The sequence below is a fragment of the Melghirimyces thermohalophilus genome (assembly GCF_900102685.1).
GTDB lineage: Bacteria > Bacillota > Bacilli > Thermoactinomycetales > DSM-45169 > Melghirimyces > Melghirimyces thermohalophilus.
The window spans coordinates 161,709-176,634 of sequence record NZ_FMZA01000007.1 but is presented as its reverse complement, the minus strand read 5'-3'; the positions used below and the strand labels follow the sequence as shown (position 1 = coordinate 176,634).

The following is a 14,926-nucleotide window of genomic DNA, read 5'->3' as shown; positions in this document are numbered from 1 at the left end:
GGAAAAAGCTTTACGATGAACGGACGAGCGTGGAACGATGTAACGGTCGATTAAAAGAAAACCTCACGACGAACGATCTTCATGTTTGCGGGATTTCGAAGGGAACCACCCACGTGTACCTGAATGCCATCGTTTTATTAGCGACCGCGCTGGCTGTTAAGAAAACCCAGGCTTCCAAAGAAGTAGCTTAAAAAGAGAATCTCCAAAATTCTGCCCGTATGCCCATATCACTTTAGTTTGCGAAAGTGAAAGACTGGTTTCCCTGAGTGTTATTCTGGTTTATTGAACCAGAAAGCCATTTTGCAAAAGGCTCAAATAAAAACCGGGAACATCACCGCCCCGGTTTATTTTCTCATCGCTTCGATCCGCTTCAATATCTTTTGTTTGGGCAGGATCGCCTGTGTAAAGGTGCCCTCCCCCACGACCCCTCGATCATGGCGGGCCTCCACTCGACAGACGACCCGACTGTCGCTTACTTCCGTGGCCACAGCGGAAAAGGTGACCTCCTTTCCAACTGGAGCAGGAGCCCGATGTTGGAGAGAGATCGCCCCGCCCACTCCCTCTTCCCCCGCCTCTAAGTAGGGGAGAATCAACCTTCGTCCCACCCACTCCATATAGTAGACCAGGTTGACAGTGGATAACACAGGATGGATCTCTTTTCCACCGAAGGAAGCGGTCATTTCCTCTGTCACCCGCATCTGCAACCTTTCCCGGCGCCCCGGCTTTAGACCCGGTTTCATCCGTCCATCAGGCCTCCCGCTCCACTTCCCCGATCATCATCGTGACCAGAGAGCCGGCAAAGCCCATCAGATCTTTGGATGCTGCCTTGCCTTCCGGAGAGTTCATCGCCGCATCCAAGGCGGCTCGGTCGTCAAAATACATGGCCGCCTCCAGATAATAGGCCCCCTTGCCCCCCATCGGCGCCCCCTGGATACGGGTCACCTCCATTTTTTTCAAGCCCGGCATCTTTTCGGTCAACGGCGTGTGCACCTTTTGATAATGTTCATCGAAAGACTCCCGGTTGTCCGGATGTTTGTACAGGGCAATCAATTTAACCATGACTTGATTCCTCCATTCCATAGATGGGTTTGGCCACTCATCATTTCCTCACGCTTCTAGTGCTTCAGGTGACCTTGTTTCGTGTACCCCCCTCGTTCCGTTGTACCTATAGGGCACAAGTCTCGCCAGGGTCACTCCGTTCCCGGTCTCGCTATGCCATCCGGCATAGATGTGGGGACTGTCCCTAAACGCTCTTGCATGCTGATTCTCCACCGAGGCGGATGACTTCTTCTACGTTAGAGCTTTAGCCCATCTAGCGAGTAAGTGCCTGTGGTACTTCCTCTACGTTAGGGCGTTAGCCATTAATGAGTAGTGCCTGTGGTACAAAAGGTCTCTTTGGGGGGGACACGACCGTCTCCCTTGCGCTACTTCCTCGTCTGGGCTTCCTTCCTTTGGTCGATCACGCGGACAGCTTTCCCCTCGCTCCTCGGAATCGAACGAGGTTCTCTCAATTGAACCCCTGTTGTGACGCCGAGTACATCTTTCAGCCGACTTTGCAGGCGGTTACAAAGTTGTCCCCAATAAGGTTGATCCATCTCCAGTCTTCCATCCAGATGATCCCCATCCACCTCCACCTCCAGAGTGAGCCGGTCCAGAGAGCCTTCCCGGGTGACGATCAGCTGGTAGTGAGGAGACACCTCTTCTTCCTCCAGCAGCGCGGCTTCCACTTCAGAGGGAAAGACATTCACTCCCCGGATAATCAGCATATCGTCGATTCGCCCCTTCACCCGGGACATGCGAGTATGGGTCCGGCCGCAGCGGCATGTTTCCCGCATCAGGGCAGCAATATCCCCTGTTCGGTAACGCAGGATGGGGAAAGCTTCCTTCGTGAGGGAGGTGAATACCAGCTCCCCGAACTCTCCGTCGGGCAGTGGCTCCCCCGTTTTGGGATCCACGACTTCAGGAAGAAAATGGTCCTCAGCGATATGTAGACCCTCTTTTGCCTGGTGACATTCCATGGCGACACCTGGACCGATCACCTCCGACAAGCCATAGATATCCAGCGCATCGATCCCCCATTTTTCCTCCAGGGTTTGCCGCATTTGGTCCGACCATGGTTCTGCTCCCAATACGCCGTACTCCAAAGAGGTGGCCCGGGGATCCTCCCCTCTCTCTTCCAACGTCTCCGCTAAGCTGAGTATAAAGGAAGGGGTTCCGCCGATCCCTCGCGGACGAAAATCCTGAATCAGAGTGGCCTGGCGGGAACGATTACCCCCGGAGACGGGAACGAGTGCCGCTCCCATCCGTTCCGCCCCATAATGCAAACCAAGTCCACCGGTAAATAACCCATACCCGTAGGCGTTATGGAAAATATCACCTGGGCGCCCTCCCGCGGTCACCAACGCCCGAGCGCATACCTCTGCCCAGTGTTGGATATCTCGGTGGGTGTACCCCACCACCGTCGGTTTTCCCCGGGTCCCGGAGGATCCATGAATCCGCGACACTTCTTCCAACTCCACGGCCAGCAACCCAAAGGGATAGTGATTCCGCAGATCTCCTTTGCAGGTGAAGGGAAGGTGGTGAAGATCCTTTAAGCTCTTCAGGTTTTCCGGCCGAACTCCCGCTTCATTCAGTTTGCGCCGATAAAAGGGGACCAGGTTATACACCCGTTCCACGGTTTGCTGCAGTCGCGTCAACTGGAGCTGTTCAAGTTCCGGACGGGCCATCGTCTCCAGATCCGGTTGAAACAACATGCGACCCTCCTCCCTGATTCAAACCGGTTTCATCCCTTCAAAGGGCTGACGGCAGTTTTGGCAGTAGAAGATGGATCGGCAGGCAGTGGGGCCAAACAGGTTTAAAATCTCACCCTCTCCCGCTCCACAAAAAGGACAATCGGCAACGATGTCTCCGGATTCATTCCTGGTGACGGGAGGTGGAGCGATACCGAAGTCCTTCAGCTTTTTCCTCCCCTCCGGTGTAATTCGCTCACTGGTCCAAGGAGGATTCATCACAAAGTCCACCTCCACCGGATCGCCCCGTTCTCGGGTCAACACCTTTTCCACCTGTTCAGCGATCAGATCCAGGGCCGGACAGCCGACAAAGGTGGGCGTTAACTCTACTCGTACACCGCTTTCCCCGACACTTACCCGGTTGACCATCCCCAGTTCTACAATGCTGACCTCGGGTATCTCCGGATCCTTCACCTCTTGTAACACATCCAGCAATGCCTTCGTGTCAGCAGGATCGGCCAAATAAGACACCTCCTTACCACCGAGCAGCGGGATCGCCCACTGCCACCTCGGACATGGTCCGGATCAGCTCAGTAAGGTGATCGGTATGCCTTCCCCGCCGACCATCCTGTTCCGGCACCGACGGCGGTCCGGGCCATTTTAGGCCCGCTTCAGCAAAGACAGGCTTTGCCCGATCCTCCCATCGCCGGTACAGCTCCTCCCTACCCCAGGCGATCAGCCCGTGGTGGATCATCTCCTCTTCCTCAGCTCCCAGGGAGAAGAGGCCGCCTAGCTGAGCCCACACCTCCATAACCGCTTGTTCCATCCGTTCCTGGGCATCTCCGCCGGCTCGGGCCAGGCGGATCAACCACGGTTTCAAATGGAGCAGGTGGTAGTGCTCCTCCCGACGGATTTTGGCCACCCCTTGAGCCAACGGCTCATATGAAGAATGTAGCAAGGCCTCCGTCCGTACATCATCAAAGAGGTCGTACAGAAAATGACGCAGGATGGTTCGAGCCCAATCTCCGTTCGGCTGTTCCAGGAGGACCGCATTTCTCCAGGCCTCCGCCCCTCGGAAAAAGGCCAAGCTGTCTGGATCCTTTTCCCCCAACTCGTGAAGCCGCTCTAGATAAAAGACAGCGTGACCCACCTCATCCTGGGCGATCGAACTAAAAGCTACATCTCCCTCGATGTCCGGGGCCAGCCCCAACCACTCGGAATCCCGGTGGCCCAGACAAAGCTCGTCGTCGGCCAACTGGTATAACAAGGCGGTTAGTGCCTGACGGTAACCAGATTCCAACCCCATCTGAGCAGCCTGCTCCATCGTCATGTTCTCTCCCTCCGCGGCCTTGGCCTATTCCCCTGCGACGGAGGATGGAGGTCCTGGACAATCTCCTCCAGATATAAGGCCCGTTCCCGGTATGTTTTCCAGAGGCGTCCATTTTCTGAATAACCGCTAACCTCCCGGTACTTCCGATCCAGTTCCCGGGCAAACCAATCTCCCTCATCACAGGGGGTCTCATGGATCTCCCCTCGGGGAACCACCCACAAGTTGACCGCGTTTTCCCGGCGCAGAAAATTTTCCCGGGCGGTGGTTAAAGCGATATCCGGGGAAGGAGCATTTAAGCTGCCCACATGGACGTGGGCATCCGTCTTTTTTTTGCGGACAAACACTTCAAACACCTCATACTCCCGTCGGTCTGCCAACGTCTTTCCCCTCCTTTGCTCAGACCGCCTGCATCTTGTGAGCCCGGACCATCGCCTCCCGCACCCACCGTTGTTCTTCATGGGCAAAGCGACGCAACCCGATGCGTTCCTCGGACTTGGGTCCGCGGTTGTACCGAACGATCTCGCCGAATTTTTCCCAATCCGGTTGGGTATACAACCACTTTTTCTGCTTCTCGTCATAGCGCAGATGGGGATCGGGAATGGTCAGCCCCAACGACCGGATGCGGGGAACGTATTTGTTGAGAAACTGTTGGCGCAGCTCCTCGTTGGTCTTGATCCGGATCCGGTAGTCGATCATCCGCTGAGCGGCTGGAGTTACCTCTACCGGTCCGAAGAAGAAGAGAAGGGATTCCCACCAGCGATCGACTGCCTCCTGCAACATCTGCCGCTGCCCTTTTGTGCCCCGGGCCAAGGTGAGAATGATATTTTCCCCGTGTTGCATGTGGAAACTCTCCTCGGCACAGATCCGCTTTAACACCCGGGCGTACGGGGCATAGGAGGTGTCGAGTAGCGCCGCCTGGTTGATGATGGCCGCTCCGTCCACCAACCAGCCGATCACTCCAGCATCGGCCCAGGTGGGAGACTCCATGTGAAACACATTGTGAAATTTGACCCGCCCCGCCAACAGATCATCCAAGAGCTCCTCCCGGCCCTTACCCAGCGGAGCCGCCAGGTCCTCCGCCACCCGCAGCAAGAGCTGACCGTGGCCCATCTCATCCTGCACCTTGGCCATAATCGCCAGTTTGCGCTTCAGTGTCGGCGCCTTCGGCACCCACTCTTTCTCCGGAAAAGCACCCATGATTTCGCTGACACCGTGCATGTGGATCAACTTGAGGAGGAGCTTGCGATATTCATCCGGCATCCAGTCCGTCGCCTCAATCTTTTCGCCCCGCTCGATCCGCTCCATAAACTGAGCATGCCGTGCATCTTGATTCACATCGTCTCTCCCCTTTCTTCTCCATGTAATCCCGACAGCAGAATAGAGGTGAACCGTTCCGCCACCTCCTCCGGAGATAGTTCTCCCTCCGGGCGATACCACTGGTACATACCATTGGCCGCCGACAGGATCAGCAGACGGGCTGATTTTGGGTCGGAGAGCCGAAAACTCCCCTGCTCCTCCCCTTCAGCCAGTAACCGAGCCCACATCGATTCATATTCATCCCGTTTTCCCTGAATGATTCGGCGCCGCTCTTCGGTGAGGGATTTCCATTCGTGAAAAAAGACGGTCGCTGCTTCCAGATTATCCGTAATCACGCGGATGTGGGCCACCAGTGCCTTTTTCAACTTCACTTCCGGAGGCCCGCCTCCCATCACCACCGGCCGGAGCGACTGTAAAAACAGCTCCGCTCCCCGGTCCGTGATTTCGAATAAAAGATCCTCCTTGGACCGGATGTGGGCATACAGACTGCCGGAAAGAATCCCGCTCGCTTCCGATATGTCCCGTATGGTGGTCCCGTGGTACCCTTTGCGTCGAAACAGGCGGCTGGCAATTTCAAGAATTTGTTCCCTTCGTCCCGTCCTGGGCATTGACGTCCGACTCCTTTATTCCGTTAAAACAAGCGCTTGCTTGGGTTTAGTGTACCCAAATAAAGGAATGTTGTCAATGGTCTGATTATTCTTTTTCCTTTTCGCCGCTTTTTTTATCAGAGGGAATTCCCTGTATAATAAAGGGCAGTCCATGCACTGAGAAAGAAAGGGTGAAAAAATTTGGATCTGGGGCTGAAAAAACGGATTGTCCTGGTGACCGGCGGTTCCAAGGGGATCGGAAAAGAGATCGCCCGCGCCTTTGTCGAAGAAGGAGCCCAGGTGGCCATCGCAGCTCGGGGGCTGTCCGCACTGGAAGAGACGAGTAACGCCTTGGGCGGAATCCCTTTTTACCAGGGGGATCTCACGATAAAAGCGGAACGGGAACGAATCTTCCAAAAGCTGATCGACGATTTTGGCACGATCGATGTGTTAGTCAACAACGTCGGCGGCAGTAACGGAAGTTCTGTGGAAGAGACCGACCTGGAGCAATTTGAACAGGCGATGGCTCTTAATTATTATTCCACCCTTCACTTTAGCAAGATGGCCCTGGAGGTGATGAAAAAGAGGCAGCGGGGCGCCATCCTCAACATTACCTCCATCTTCGGCCGAGAATCGGGAGGAAAGGTGAGTTACAACAACAGCAAAGCGGCGGTGATCAGTTTTACCAAAGCGCTAGCAGATGAGGCCATTCCCTACGGCGTCCGGGTCAACGGGATCGCTCCCGGAGCGATTCTCCATCCTACGGGAAACTGGCAAAAACGGCTGGAGGCTGATCCCGAAGGAATCAAAGCTTATGTGAAGCGGGAGATTCCCGCCGGCCGGTTCGGCAAACCGGAGGAAGTCGCCAACGTGGCCGTTTTCCTCGCATCGGAGAAAGCCTCCTGGGTGACCGGCGCCACTTTACAGGTGGATGGCGGTCAATCCCGGGCCAACTTTTAACCGATATAGAAACCCCGCCCCTAGTTATAGGGACGGGGTTGTCTTTTCGATGGATGATCATCTCGCCCACCGATTCACCGTCTCCTCGATCCAACGGCTGACCAGGGGGTGGGGCAGATACGTCTCCTCCTGGTAAGCACAAGGGATCCCTTCCAGCTCCGTCGGGATGACAACATCGGTAAAGTAGCCCCGGCTGAGAAAGACTGGCAGAATGAGCAGACGTCGTCCCCGGCAGAGAACCTTCGCCTTTTCTCGCAGGTTTCCCAACTGAAGCATCGCCACTTCCACTTCGGGGAAACCGAACCGCTTTTGCAGTCCATCGGTCAGTTGACGGAGTCCCCTATCCCACACTGCTTGAAAGCCGGATTGACCACTCCCGTGAGCCACCAAAAGCAGGCTCTCCTCACCCGGACTGTGGGAGAGCTTACAGACGCGCTCTTTCAGCAGTCGGAGAATGAGGGGGTGGGCATCCATCGCCGGGCACCAGACGATCTCCGCCTGGGGACGGATCGGTGAAAGGTGGGTCTCCACTCGTGATCGACTCTTCACGCCGAGGGCGTATTGGATCTCTTCCAGGTGGGTGCTGCCGGAGGAGACGAACAGGGGAACCGCCAGGATACGATTCACACCCTGTGCCTCCAACCACTGCACCCCGTCAGGGATCAGCCGTCCTTCCACCAACTCCAGATAACCGACGGTGATGGGAAGATCCGTCTCCACCCTTTTCACCGCTTCCTCTACCAGCTGATTCCAGGTGGGATTGCGGGAACCGTGAGCGATGACGAGCACCCCGGTAACGTCGGTTGTTGCCAAGGATATCCCACCTCTCCTGCTTGACCTTCTTCACTCCAATGTACCATGCTATCCCCCTGTAAACCAACAGAGACCTCGACGCTATCAGGAACACGAATCGGAATAGAAGGGTGGTATACGACAATTCGACACGATTCTTGTCAACCCTGAATCTCCCTTTCATCATCTAGGATGAAAGCGCTTTATCCAGGGAGTTTCCCAAAGTATGTTAAAGTGAAACATGTGTTAGTTGCGGGAAAACCGCAAAAAAATCAACAGGAGGACATTTTGTGGATTGGTATCGTCGTTTGAACGATTACTTTCCTGAGGAAGAGATGAAACAGTATGGCCAGCTGCGCGACCTGATCCGGGACCATGACTTGTACTACAAGGAGGAGACGGAGGACTACCTCATCCTCTATGCCGAATTTGACTCCTTTCTCTTTGTCGACTACCTGTTGGTCAAGGAGACGGCGCGCAGAGGCGGAGTCGGAAGTCGGGTGATTCAGAAGTTGAAAGAAAAAGGGAAGCCGATCCTTTTAGAAGTGGAACCCGTCGATCCCAACGTCAGTGACACCGAAAAGCGCGTCCGTTTTTACGCCAAAAATGGCTTTCAGATAGCTGATCGGGTCCGATACCAACGGGAGACTGATGATGGGGACACCTTCGACCTCAACATCCACTACTGGAGCCCTCGCTCCCTCTCCCAACGCACGATTTTAGATATGATGGCTAAAGCTTGCGATAAAATTCACAATTTCCGTTCCAAACGGTACTACGGCCGCATCCAAGCTGATCCGGATAAAGTGTTGGAATGGAAGGAAACAGAGAAAGAAGCGATTGGATCCTGACCTCTTTCCCCGCAACAGCGGGGATTTTTATGTCCACTCCCGGTCAGCGAATATGGTACAATGGGCAAGTTCACATGAAGGGAGGCAGCAACATGGCCGTTAAAGGCAGCATTGAAATGGAAGACGGCAATACGATTCAACTGGAATTTTTCCCGGAAGCCGCTCCGAAAACGGTGGAAAACTTTCGCAACCTCGCGGACAAAGGTTTTTATGACGGACTGACGTTCCACCGGGTGATCCCCGGCTTCGTCAGTCAGGGCGGTTGTCCAAAGGGAAACGGGACCGGCAACGCTGGCTACACCATTCCCTGTGAGACGGACAACAACCCTCACAAGCACGAACCTGGCAGCCTGTCCATGGCCCATGCGGGACGGGACACCGGTTCCTGTCAATTTTTTATCGTGCATGAAGCCCAGCCCCATCTAGACGGGGTTCACACCGTGTTCGGCAAAGTGACCGAGGGACTGGACGTGGCCCGGGGCATGAACAACGGAGACCGGATGAAAACCGTTCGCGTCTGGGAGGAATAACATAAAAAAGAACGGGGAGCGAACCCCCGTTCTTTTTCAATACATCAGATCGATCAACTGATCCCGGGTAATGTTTCCAAAATACTGCTGCACATCGATCTCGCGCAAGGCCTGTTCCATATCAGCCGGTTCATAGCGGCGACCGACCAACCGCTCCTCTACTTCCTTCACATCTCTCACTCCGAAAAAGTCCCCGAAAATGGTGCACTCTTGGATAACCCCCTTCTCCACCTGCAAGCGGATATCGATACTTCCCACTCCCTCAAAGCGTCGGGAGTTTTCCACGTTGAAACGGGGGGAGCGGCCAAAATTCCAGTCCCAGTTTTGGTAGCGTTCGGCGGAGATCTGGTTGATCACCTTCCAATCTGCCTCATCCAACCGGTACTCCGGAATCTCCGTTTCCTCTTCAAAGATGTAGCGCAACAACAGATCCCGAAACTCCTCTACTGTCATCTCCCGATCCATAAATTCGCTGATGTTGGCCACCCGGCTCCGAATCGATTTGGTGCTCTTCGATTGAAACTTCTCTTCCTTCACCTTGAGAGCATCGGCCACCCGTTCCAGATCGACGTCAAACATCAGCGTGCCATGGCTAAACATCCGCCCCTTGGTAGTGAACTGGGCGTTTCCGGAGATTTTCTTCTCCCCGACCTGAAGGTCGTTGCGGCCGGTCAATTCCGCCTCCACCCCCAGTCGGCGGAGGGCTCTCACCACCGGTTCTGTAAACTTGCGGAAGTTGAGAAAGCTGTCCCCGTCATCCTTGGTGATAAAGCTGAAGTTCAGGTTGCCTCGGTCATGATAAACCGCCCCGCCTCCTGACAGGCGACGGACCACGTGAATTCCGTGTTCCTGGCAGTAATCCACCTGAATCTCTTCTACGGTGTTTTGATTGCGTCCGATGATGATGGACGGGTCGTTGATGTAAAACAATAGGTAGGTCTCATCGATGTCCAAGTGCTTCAGCGCATATTCCTCGATCGCGAGATTGATCCGCGGATCATAGTGGTTCTGGTTATCTATAAACAGCAACATCCTTCGCCTCCTCTTCATCCAACCCTTACTATTGTAGACAAAGACAGGCACGGAAGCAATTTTTGTCAACTTTTTCAATAGAGAAGCGGCAGTTTTCGACAATTTATATACAAGTCCGTGCTCGTTCATGACAAAATCTTTTTATTTGTATACATTTTGTAGTATCCCTTATCTGATTCAACGAGGAGGTTATGCCTTGATCAAAAATCTGATGGCCAAGTTAGGAAAAGGTGCAGCCCGAGTCGATTTGGTTCTGGACCAGGAGGATTATCTTCCCGGCGATCTCGTTACCGGTGAACTGGTGATCCAAGGTGGAACCGTGGAACAGAAAATCAATGAAATCCTGGTCGACCTTACCTTGTTGATCCGCGTCAAGGGAAAAGATTTCTCGCACCTCATTCAACAGTTCCCCTTTTACGAATCCTTTACGATTCAGCCGGGAGAACAGAAACGTTTCCCCTTCTCCTGTGAACTTCCCCGGGATCTTCCCGTCTCCGGAAATCAAGTGGCTTACTTTTTTGTCACCCACTTGGATATCGCCTCTGGAGTGGACCATTCCGACCGGGACTACATTCAGATTCATCCTCCATCGAGTCTGCAAAAAGTATTGGATGCCTTGAATGAGTTGGGACTGCGGGAAAAATATGAATCCCGGTCTTTTAACGGCTACGCTCAAGAATTTGAACTGTTTCCCACCACCTTTCTAAACGGACAGGTGGAAGAGGTGGAATTTGTGGCCGGGGTGGAAACCTCAGGTCTACGCCTCCTCTTGGAAGTGGATGTTTATTCCTGGAGCGGTGAACGGGAAGTGCGAAGAGAGATCTGGTTGGACCACACCCTGATCCAGGACCCGGAAGCGCTTCGGAACCATCTGGAAAATATTTTGCAGGAGATGGTGGAGAGCCCTTCTTCCTTCCGCATGCCCACTTCTCTATACGGCGGTCACAAACATAGCGGTTTATCCAAATGGTCTGGTGCCATCGGCGGATTTGCCGCCGGCGCCCTGGGGGCCGTGGTTTTGTCGGAATTGATGGATGATGGTGAGGAGATCGTATCGGAAGCGACAGAAGCCCTAGACGAAGAAACTGGCCTTTTCGAAGATATGGGTGATTTTTTTGGCGCTGACGACTAACGATCCAACATCCCCTGGAGTGATTTCCAGGGGATGTTTCAGGTTGTTGAATATCTAACCAATGAAAAAACCTCCCCCTTGCCTCCTATTCGCCTCAAGGATGCCACTATGCTATAATAAAATGATAAACATTAATCCCGCATCGATCCTCGGCCGCATGGCGCCGAGTGATTTTTTTCAAAGGAGGAAGCGCACCCGCGCGTGACCATGAAAGCTGAACACATTCGCAATATCGCTATGATCGCTCACGTCGACCATGGGAAGACCACCCTGGTAGACGCGATGTTGAAACAGAGCCGGATTTTCCGCAAAAACCAGCCGGTGGAAGAGCGGGTGATGGATTCCAACGACTTGGAACGGGAGCGGGGGATCACCATTCTGTCTAAAAACACCGCCGTGGAATACGAGGGGGTGAAGATCAACATTGTTGACACCCCCGGCCACGCCGACTTCGGCGGTGAGGTGGAACGTGTGATGAACATGGTGGACGGTGTACTTCTGTTGGTTGACTCCGTCGAAGGGCCGATGCCCCAGACCAAATTCGTGCTGCGCCACGCGCTGGAGCAGGGACACCAGGCAATCGTCGTCGTCAACAAGATCGACCGTCCCAACGCCCGCCCGGACCATGTGATCGATCGCACCTTCGACCTTTTCGTCGATCTGGGGGCGACCGAAGAGCAGGCGGAATTCCCCGTTCTCTATACCAATGCCCTGACAGGGGCCTGCGGAAAGGAACCGGATCAATTAACAGACAGTATGGTGCCCCTGTTTGAAGAGATCCTGAACGCCCTACCCGCTCCGCAGGTGGATCCGAAGGGACCGCTGCAGCTGCAAGCCACCTTGATGGGTTATGACGATTACAAAGGGAAAATCGTGATCGGTCGCCTCAACAGCGGATCGATTGGTAAAAATGACCATGTCCTCCGCATCGACCGAGAACAAAACCATCACCCCCTCAAAGTGAGCCAGGTGTTTACCCATGAAGGTTTGAATCGGATCGAAGTGGATCGAGCGGATGCCGGGGACATCGTCGCCCTGACCGGCCTTGGAGATGTGGGTATCGGGGATACGATCACCGATCCGGATCATCCGAAGGCTCTGCCTCCGATCAAAGTGGAAGAACCCACCCTGACCGTCACCTTCGGGGTCAACTCCAGCCCATTCGCCGGCCGCGAGGGGGAATACGTCACCTCCCGCAAATTGCGAGAACGCCTTTTTATCGAATCGGCACGGGATGTGGCGCTCAATGTGGAAGATACCGATTCCCCCGATACCTTTCTGGTGGCCGGGCGCGGCGAACTTCATATCGGCATCCTGATCGAAAACATGCGCCGGGAAGGGTATGAGTTTGAGGTCAGCAAACCGGAAGTGATCTTGAAAAAAATCGATGAAAAATGGCACGAACCGATGGAAATCGTCGAGGTGGAAGTGAGCGAAGCCTACCAAGGAGCCGTGGTGGAACTCCTCGGAAAGCGAAAGGGACAGATGATCGATATGTCCGTCCGAGACGATGGTTCCATGCACTACACCTTCCGCGTGCCCACCCGGGGCCTGATCGGCTTCCGCCATCAGTTTTTGACCGCCACCCGTGGCGAAGGGCTGATGAACACGCTCTTCGGCGGATTTGAACCCCACGCCGGCGACATCCCCACCCGGGACCACGGTTCCCTTGTCGCCTGGGAGCCCGGCGAAGCCACCAGCTACGGGCTGCACGCCGCCCAGGAGCGGGGCACCCTCTTTATCGGGCCCAACACCGAGGTTTACGAAGGGATGGTAGTCGGTCAGCATATTCGGGAAAACGACCTGGATGTCAACGTCTGCAAAAAGAAGCAGCTAACCAACTTCCGCGCCGCCGGTTCTGACGACGCCCTCCGCTTGGAACCGCCCAAGGAGCTCTCTCTGGATGACGCTCTGGAGTACCTCTCCGAAGACGAACTCTTGGAGGTCACACCAAAGGATTTCCGCATCCGCAAACGAATCCTGCCTAAAAACCAACGCCGCCGTTACCAGAAGCAAGGCGGGAAAGTGGAAAAGTAAGAACGAATCCCCTCGCATGAACGAGGGGATATTTTTTGTCCTTCGCTGGGCTTCGTCTATATTATCCAGTATAATTCAAACCCAGGTGATAAGCTCGGTTCAGCAACGTTTCCACATGGCCAGGTCCTGATTCAATCGTTTCGTAAAAGAGTTCTACCTTCGAGTTTGGAATTCCGCAGTAATCAGCCAAACCGACGTTGAAGTAATGATCGATCATCGAATGATATCTCCTTTTTTCAAACCGCTCGATGGGAGCCCCCGCCAGACTGAGCCACAAAACCTGTTGATGCGGGAGTTTCTTTGGGCCATAAGCAAACCCATAGTTCCAGACACGGTCGATATATCCTTTTAACATCGCGGGCATGCTCCACCACCATAAGGGAAAAACAAACGCCAACCCATCATGATTTTTCATTCGATCGATTTCCCTCTCCACCTCTGAAGAATACCTCTGATTGTCCGCTGTCCATTCGGGCTCATCGGCCTCCCATAAGACAGGGTTAAAACCGCTGCGGTATAGGTCCAGCAATTCCGTTTGATGCCCTTTTGCCTTCAAACCGGCAATCAATCGGTGGGCAACCTGAAAGGTCAAGGAATCCACCCTTGGATGAGATACGACGGTAAGTACATTCACAAATGGTACCCCCACTTCTGATATAGATGTAAGGACAGTTTATAACGGATCTTTTTATTAGTAAAATAGATATTTTCAAACATTTGATTCAATAAATTCGATAGAAAAAAGAGGTGAAGGTTATGGAGCTGCGTCAACTGATCACTTTTCGCACCATCGTCGAAGTAGGAGGTTTTAAAAGGGCAGCTGAGCGATTGGATTATGCACAATCGTCGATCACCACCCATATCAAACAACTGGAAAAGGAACTCGGCTCTCCCCTTTTTGATCGATTAGGTAAAAACATCAGCTTGACCCAAACCGGCAGACGTTTTCTTCCCTATGCTTTGGACATGATCCAGCTGTATACGGAGTCAAAAGAAGCGGTTCTACGTGATGACGAAGTTTCCGGTCCACTTACCATCGGGGCTTCTGAATCGTTAATGATTTACTGGATGCCCGAACTGATGATGGATTTCATGAAAGAATATCCGAAAATTGATTTAACCCTCAAATCCCTGGATTATCCTGACGTAACTTCCCAATTAAAGCGTGGCGATATCGATGTGGCCCTCCTGGTGGAAACTTCCCACTGGAATCCGCCCGAATGTAGAATCCAAAAACTAAAAGATGAAAAGCTGATCTTGGTTCAATCCACCAACAATCAGACAGCCAAAAGCGAACAAACCATGTTATATACGGAAAAAGCCTGCAGTTGGCGGCCCATTTTTGAAAACCGATTAAGCGTTGGAGGCACGAAATCGTTTTTTAAGGTGGAATTACCCAGTGTCGAGGCCATCAAGAAATCCGTATTATGCGGACTGGGCATCTCCCTGCTTCCTCTATTTACGGTTGAGGAGGAACTGGCGAAAGGAGACTTGGTGGAGCTACCAACCGATATGGAAAACCACCCGATCGGTATTTATGCCGCCTTTCACCAAAACAAATGGATCTCAGCCAACCTAAGCGCGTTTTTAAATAAACTAAGAGAAAAATCCGCTTCCACCATATAAAAA

Annotated in this window: 17 protein-coding genes and 1 pseudogene; 7 read left to right on the top strand and 11 right to left on the bottom strand. The window is 53.5% G+C overall.

Annotation, left to right across the window (positions count from 1 at the left end; translation table 11 throughout):
- Positions 1 to 191 (top strand): annotated as a pseudogene (locus BLP91_RS16945) (transposase); the annotation flags it as partial.
- A gap of 153 nt (positions 192 to 344) precedes the next feature.
- On the opposite strand, the gene BLP91_RS07175 reads toward BLP91_RS16945, so the two are convergent.
- From BLP91_RS07175 to BLP91_RS07140, 8 genes are all read right to left on the bottom strand, one after another.
- Positions 345 to 740, bottom strand: a complete 396-nt coding sequence (locus BLP91_RS07175) for a thioesterase family protein (protein WP_091568253.1) — start codon at positions 738 to 740, stop codon at positions 345 to 347.
- Between the two features lie 7 nt (positions 741 to 747).
- Positions 748 to 1,059, bottom strand: a complete 312-nt coding sequence (locus tag BLP91_RS07170; protein WP_091568250.1) for an EthD family reductase — start codon at positions 1,057 to 1,059, stop codon at positions 748 to 750.
- 365 nt (positions 1,060 to 1,424) lie between these two features.
- Entirely contained in the window at positions 1,425 to 2,753 is a 1,329-nt protein-coding gene (locus BLP91_RS07165; RefSeq protein ID WP_091568247.1) for a phenylacetate--CoA ligase family protein, read from the bottom strand.
- An 18-nt stretch (positions 2,754 to 2,771) separates the two neighbouring features.
- Positions 2,772 to 3,251, bottom strand: a complete 480-nt coding sequence (gene paaD / locus BLP91_RS07160; protein WP_091568244.1) for a 1,2-phenylacetyl-CoA epoxidase subunit PaaD — start codon at positions 3,249 to 3,251, stop codon at positions 2,772 to 2,774.
- A 13-nt stretch (positions 3,252 to 3,264) separates the two neighbouring features.
- Positions 3,265 to 4,059, bottom strand: coding sequence for a 1,2-phenylacetyl-CoA epoxidase subunit PaaC (gene paaC / locus BLP91_RS07155; protein WP_091568242.1), 795 nt, complete (start codon positions 4,057 to 4,059; stop codon positions 3,265 to 3,267).
- The gene (locus tag BLP91_RS07150; RefSeq protein WP_245662183.1) at positions 4,056 to 4,436 is read right to left on the bottom strand and encodes a phenylacetic acid degradation protein; all 381 of its coding nucleotides are present in this window, start codon (positions 4,434 to 4,436) and stop codon (positions 4,056 to 4,058) included. Before BLP91_RS07150 ends, paaC begins: the two co-directional genes overlap by 4 nt.
- Before the next feature lie 19 nt (positions 4,437 to 4,455).
- A complete protein-coding gene (paaA, locus tag BLP91_RS07145; protein ID WP_245662190.1) occupies positions 4,456 to 5,364 on the bottom strand; it encodes a 1,2-phenylacetyl-CoA epoxidase subunit PaaA in 909 nt (302 codons plus the stop codon).
- Positions 5,365 to 5,390: 26 nt separating this feature from the next.
- On the bottom strand, positions 5,391 to 5,984 hold the full coding sequence (locus tag BLP91_RS07140) for a TetR/AcrR family transcriptional regulator (protein WP_091568234.1): 594 nt from the start codon (positions 5,982 to 5,984) through the stop codon (positions 5,391 to 5,393).
- A 180-nt stretch (positions 5,985 to 6,164) separates the two neighbouring features.
- Between BLP91_RS07140 and BLP91_RS07135 the strand changes: the two genes are divergently transcribed.
- Complete coding sequence (locus BLP91_RS07135) at positions 6,165 to 6,923, top strand: SDR family NAD(P)-dependent oxidoreductase (protein ID WP_091568231.1); 759 nt, start codon at positions 6,165 to 6,167, stop codon at positions 6,921 to 6,923.
- 57 nt (positions 6,924 to 6,980) lie between these two features.
- Here the strand turns inward: BLP91_RS07135 and BLP91_RS07130 are convergent, their stop codons facing one another.
- A complete protein-coding gene (locus BLP91_RS07130; protein WP_091568229.1) occupies positions 6,981 to 7,736 on the bottom strand; it encodes a sirohydrochlorin chelatase in 756 nt (251 codons plus the stop codon).
- 269 nt (positions 7,737 to 8,005) lie between these two features.
- Between BLP91_RS07130 and BLP91_RS07125 the strand changes: the two genes are divergently transcribed.
- The gene (locus BLP91_RS07125; protein WP_091568226.1) at positions 8,006 to 8,566 is read left to right on the top strand and encodes a GNAT family N-acetyltransferase; all 561 of its coding nucleotides are present in this window, start codon (positions 8,006 to 8,008) and stop codon (positions 8,564 to 8,566) included.
- A 92-nt stretch (positions 8,567 to 8,658) separates the two neighbouring features.
- Positions 8,659 to 9,096: a peptidylprolyl isomerase gene (locus BLP91_RS07120; protein ID WP_091568224.1), complete on the top strand. Its 438-nt coding sequence runs from the start codon at positions 8,659 to 8,661 to the stop codon at positions 9,094 to 9,096.
- 36 nt (positions 9,097 to 9,132) lie between these two features.
- Here BLP91_RS07120 and lplA read toward each other — a convergent pair whose 3' ends face one another.
- Positions 9,133 to 10,125, bottom strand: coding sequence for a lipoate--protein ligase (lplA, locus tag BLP91_RS07115; protein WP_091568291.1), 993 nt, complete (start codon positions 10,123 to 10,125; stop codon positions 9,133 to 9,135).
- 199 nt (positions 10,126 to 10,324) lie between these two features.
- Between lplA and BLP91_RS07110 the strand changes: the two genes are divergently transcribed.
- Both BLP91_RS07110 and typA read left to right on the top strand, forming a co-directional pair.
- A complete protein-coding gene (locus tag BLP91_RS07110) occupies positions 10,325 to 11,260 on the top strand; it encodes a sporulation protein (protein ID WP_176757885.1) in 936 nt (311 codons plus the stop codon).
- 207 nt (positions 11,261 to 11,467) lie between these two features.
- The gene (typA, locus tag BLP91_RS07105; protein WP_091568217.1) at positions 11,468 to 13,297 is read left to right on the top strand and encodes a translational GTPase TypA; all 1,830 of its coding nucleotides are present in this window, start codon (positions 11,468 to 11,470) and stop codon (positions 13,295 to 13,297) included.
- Between the two features lie 61 nt (positions 13,298 to 13,358).
- Here typA and BLP91_RS07100 read toward each other — a convergent pair whose 3' ends face one another.
- Positions 13,359 to 13,931 (bottom strand): NAD(P)H oxidoreductase, encoded by a 573-nt coding sequence (locus BLP91_RS07100; protein ID WP_091568215.1) that lies wholly within the window; start codon positions 13,929 to 13,931, stop codon positions 13,359 to 13,361.
- 122 nt (positions 13,932 to 14,053) lie between these two features.
- On the opposite strand from BLP91_RS07100, the gene BLP91_RS07095 reads away from it, so the two are divergent.
- Positions 14,054 to 14,923 (top strand): LysR family transcriptional regulator, encoded by an 870-nt coding sequence (locus BLP91_RS07095; RefSeq protein ID WP_091568212.1) that lies wholly within the window; start codon positions 14,054 to 14,056, stop codon positions 14,921 to 14,923.
- Positions 14,924 to 14,926 lie beyond the last annotated feature (3 nt).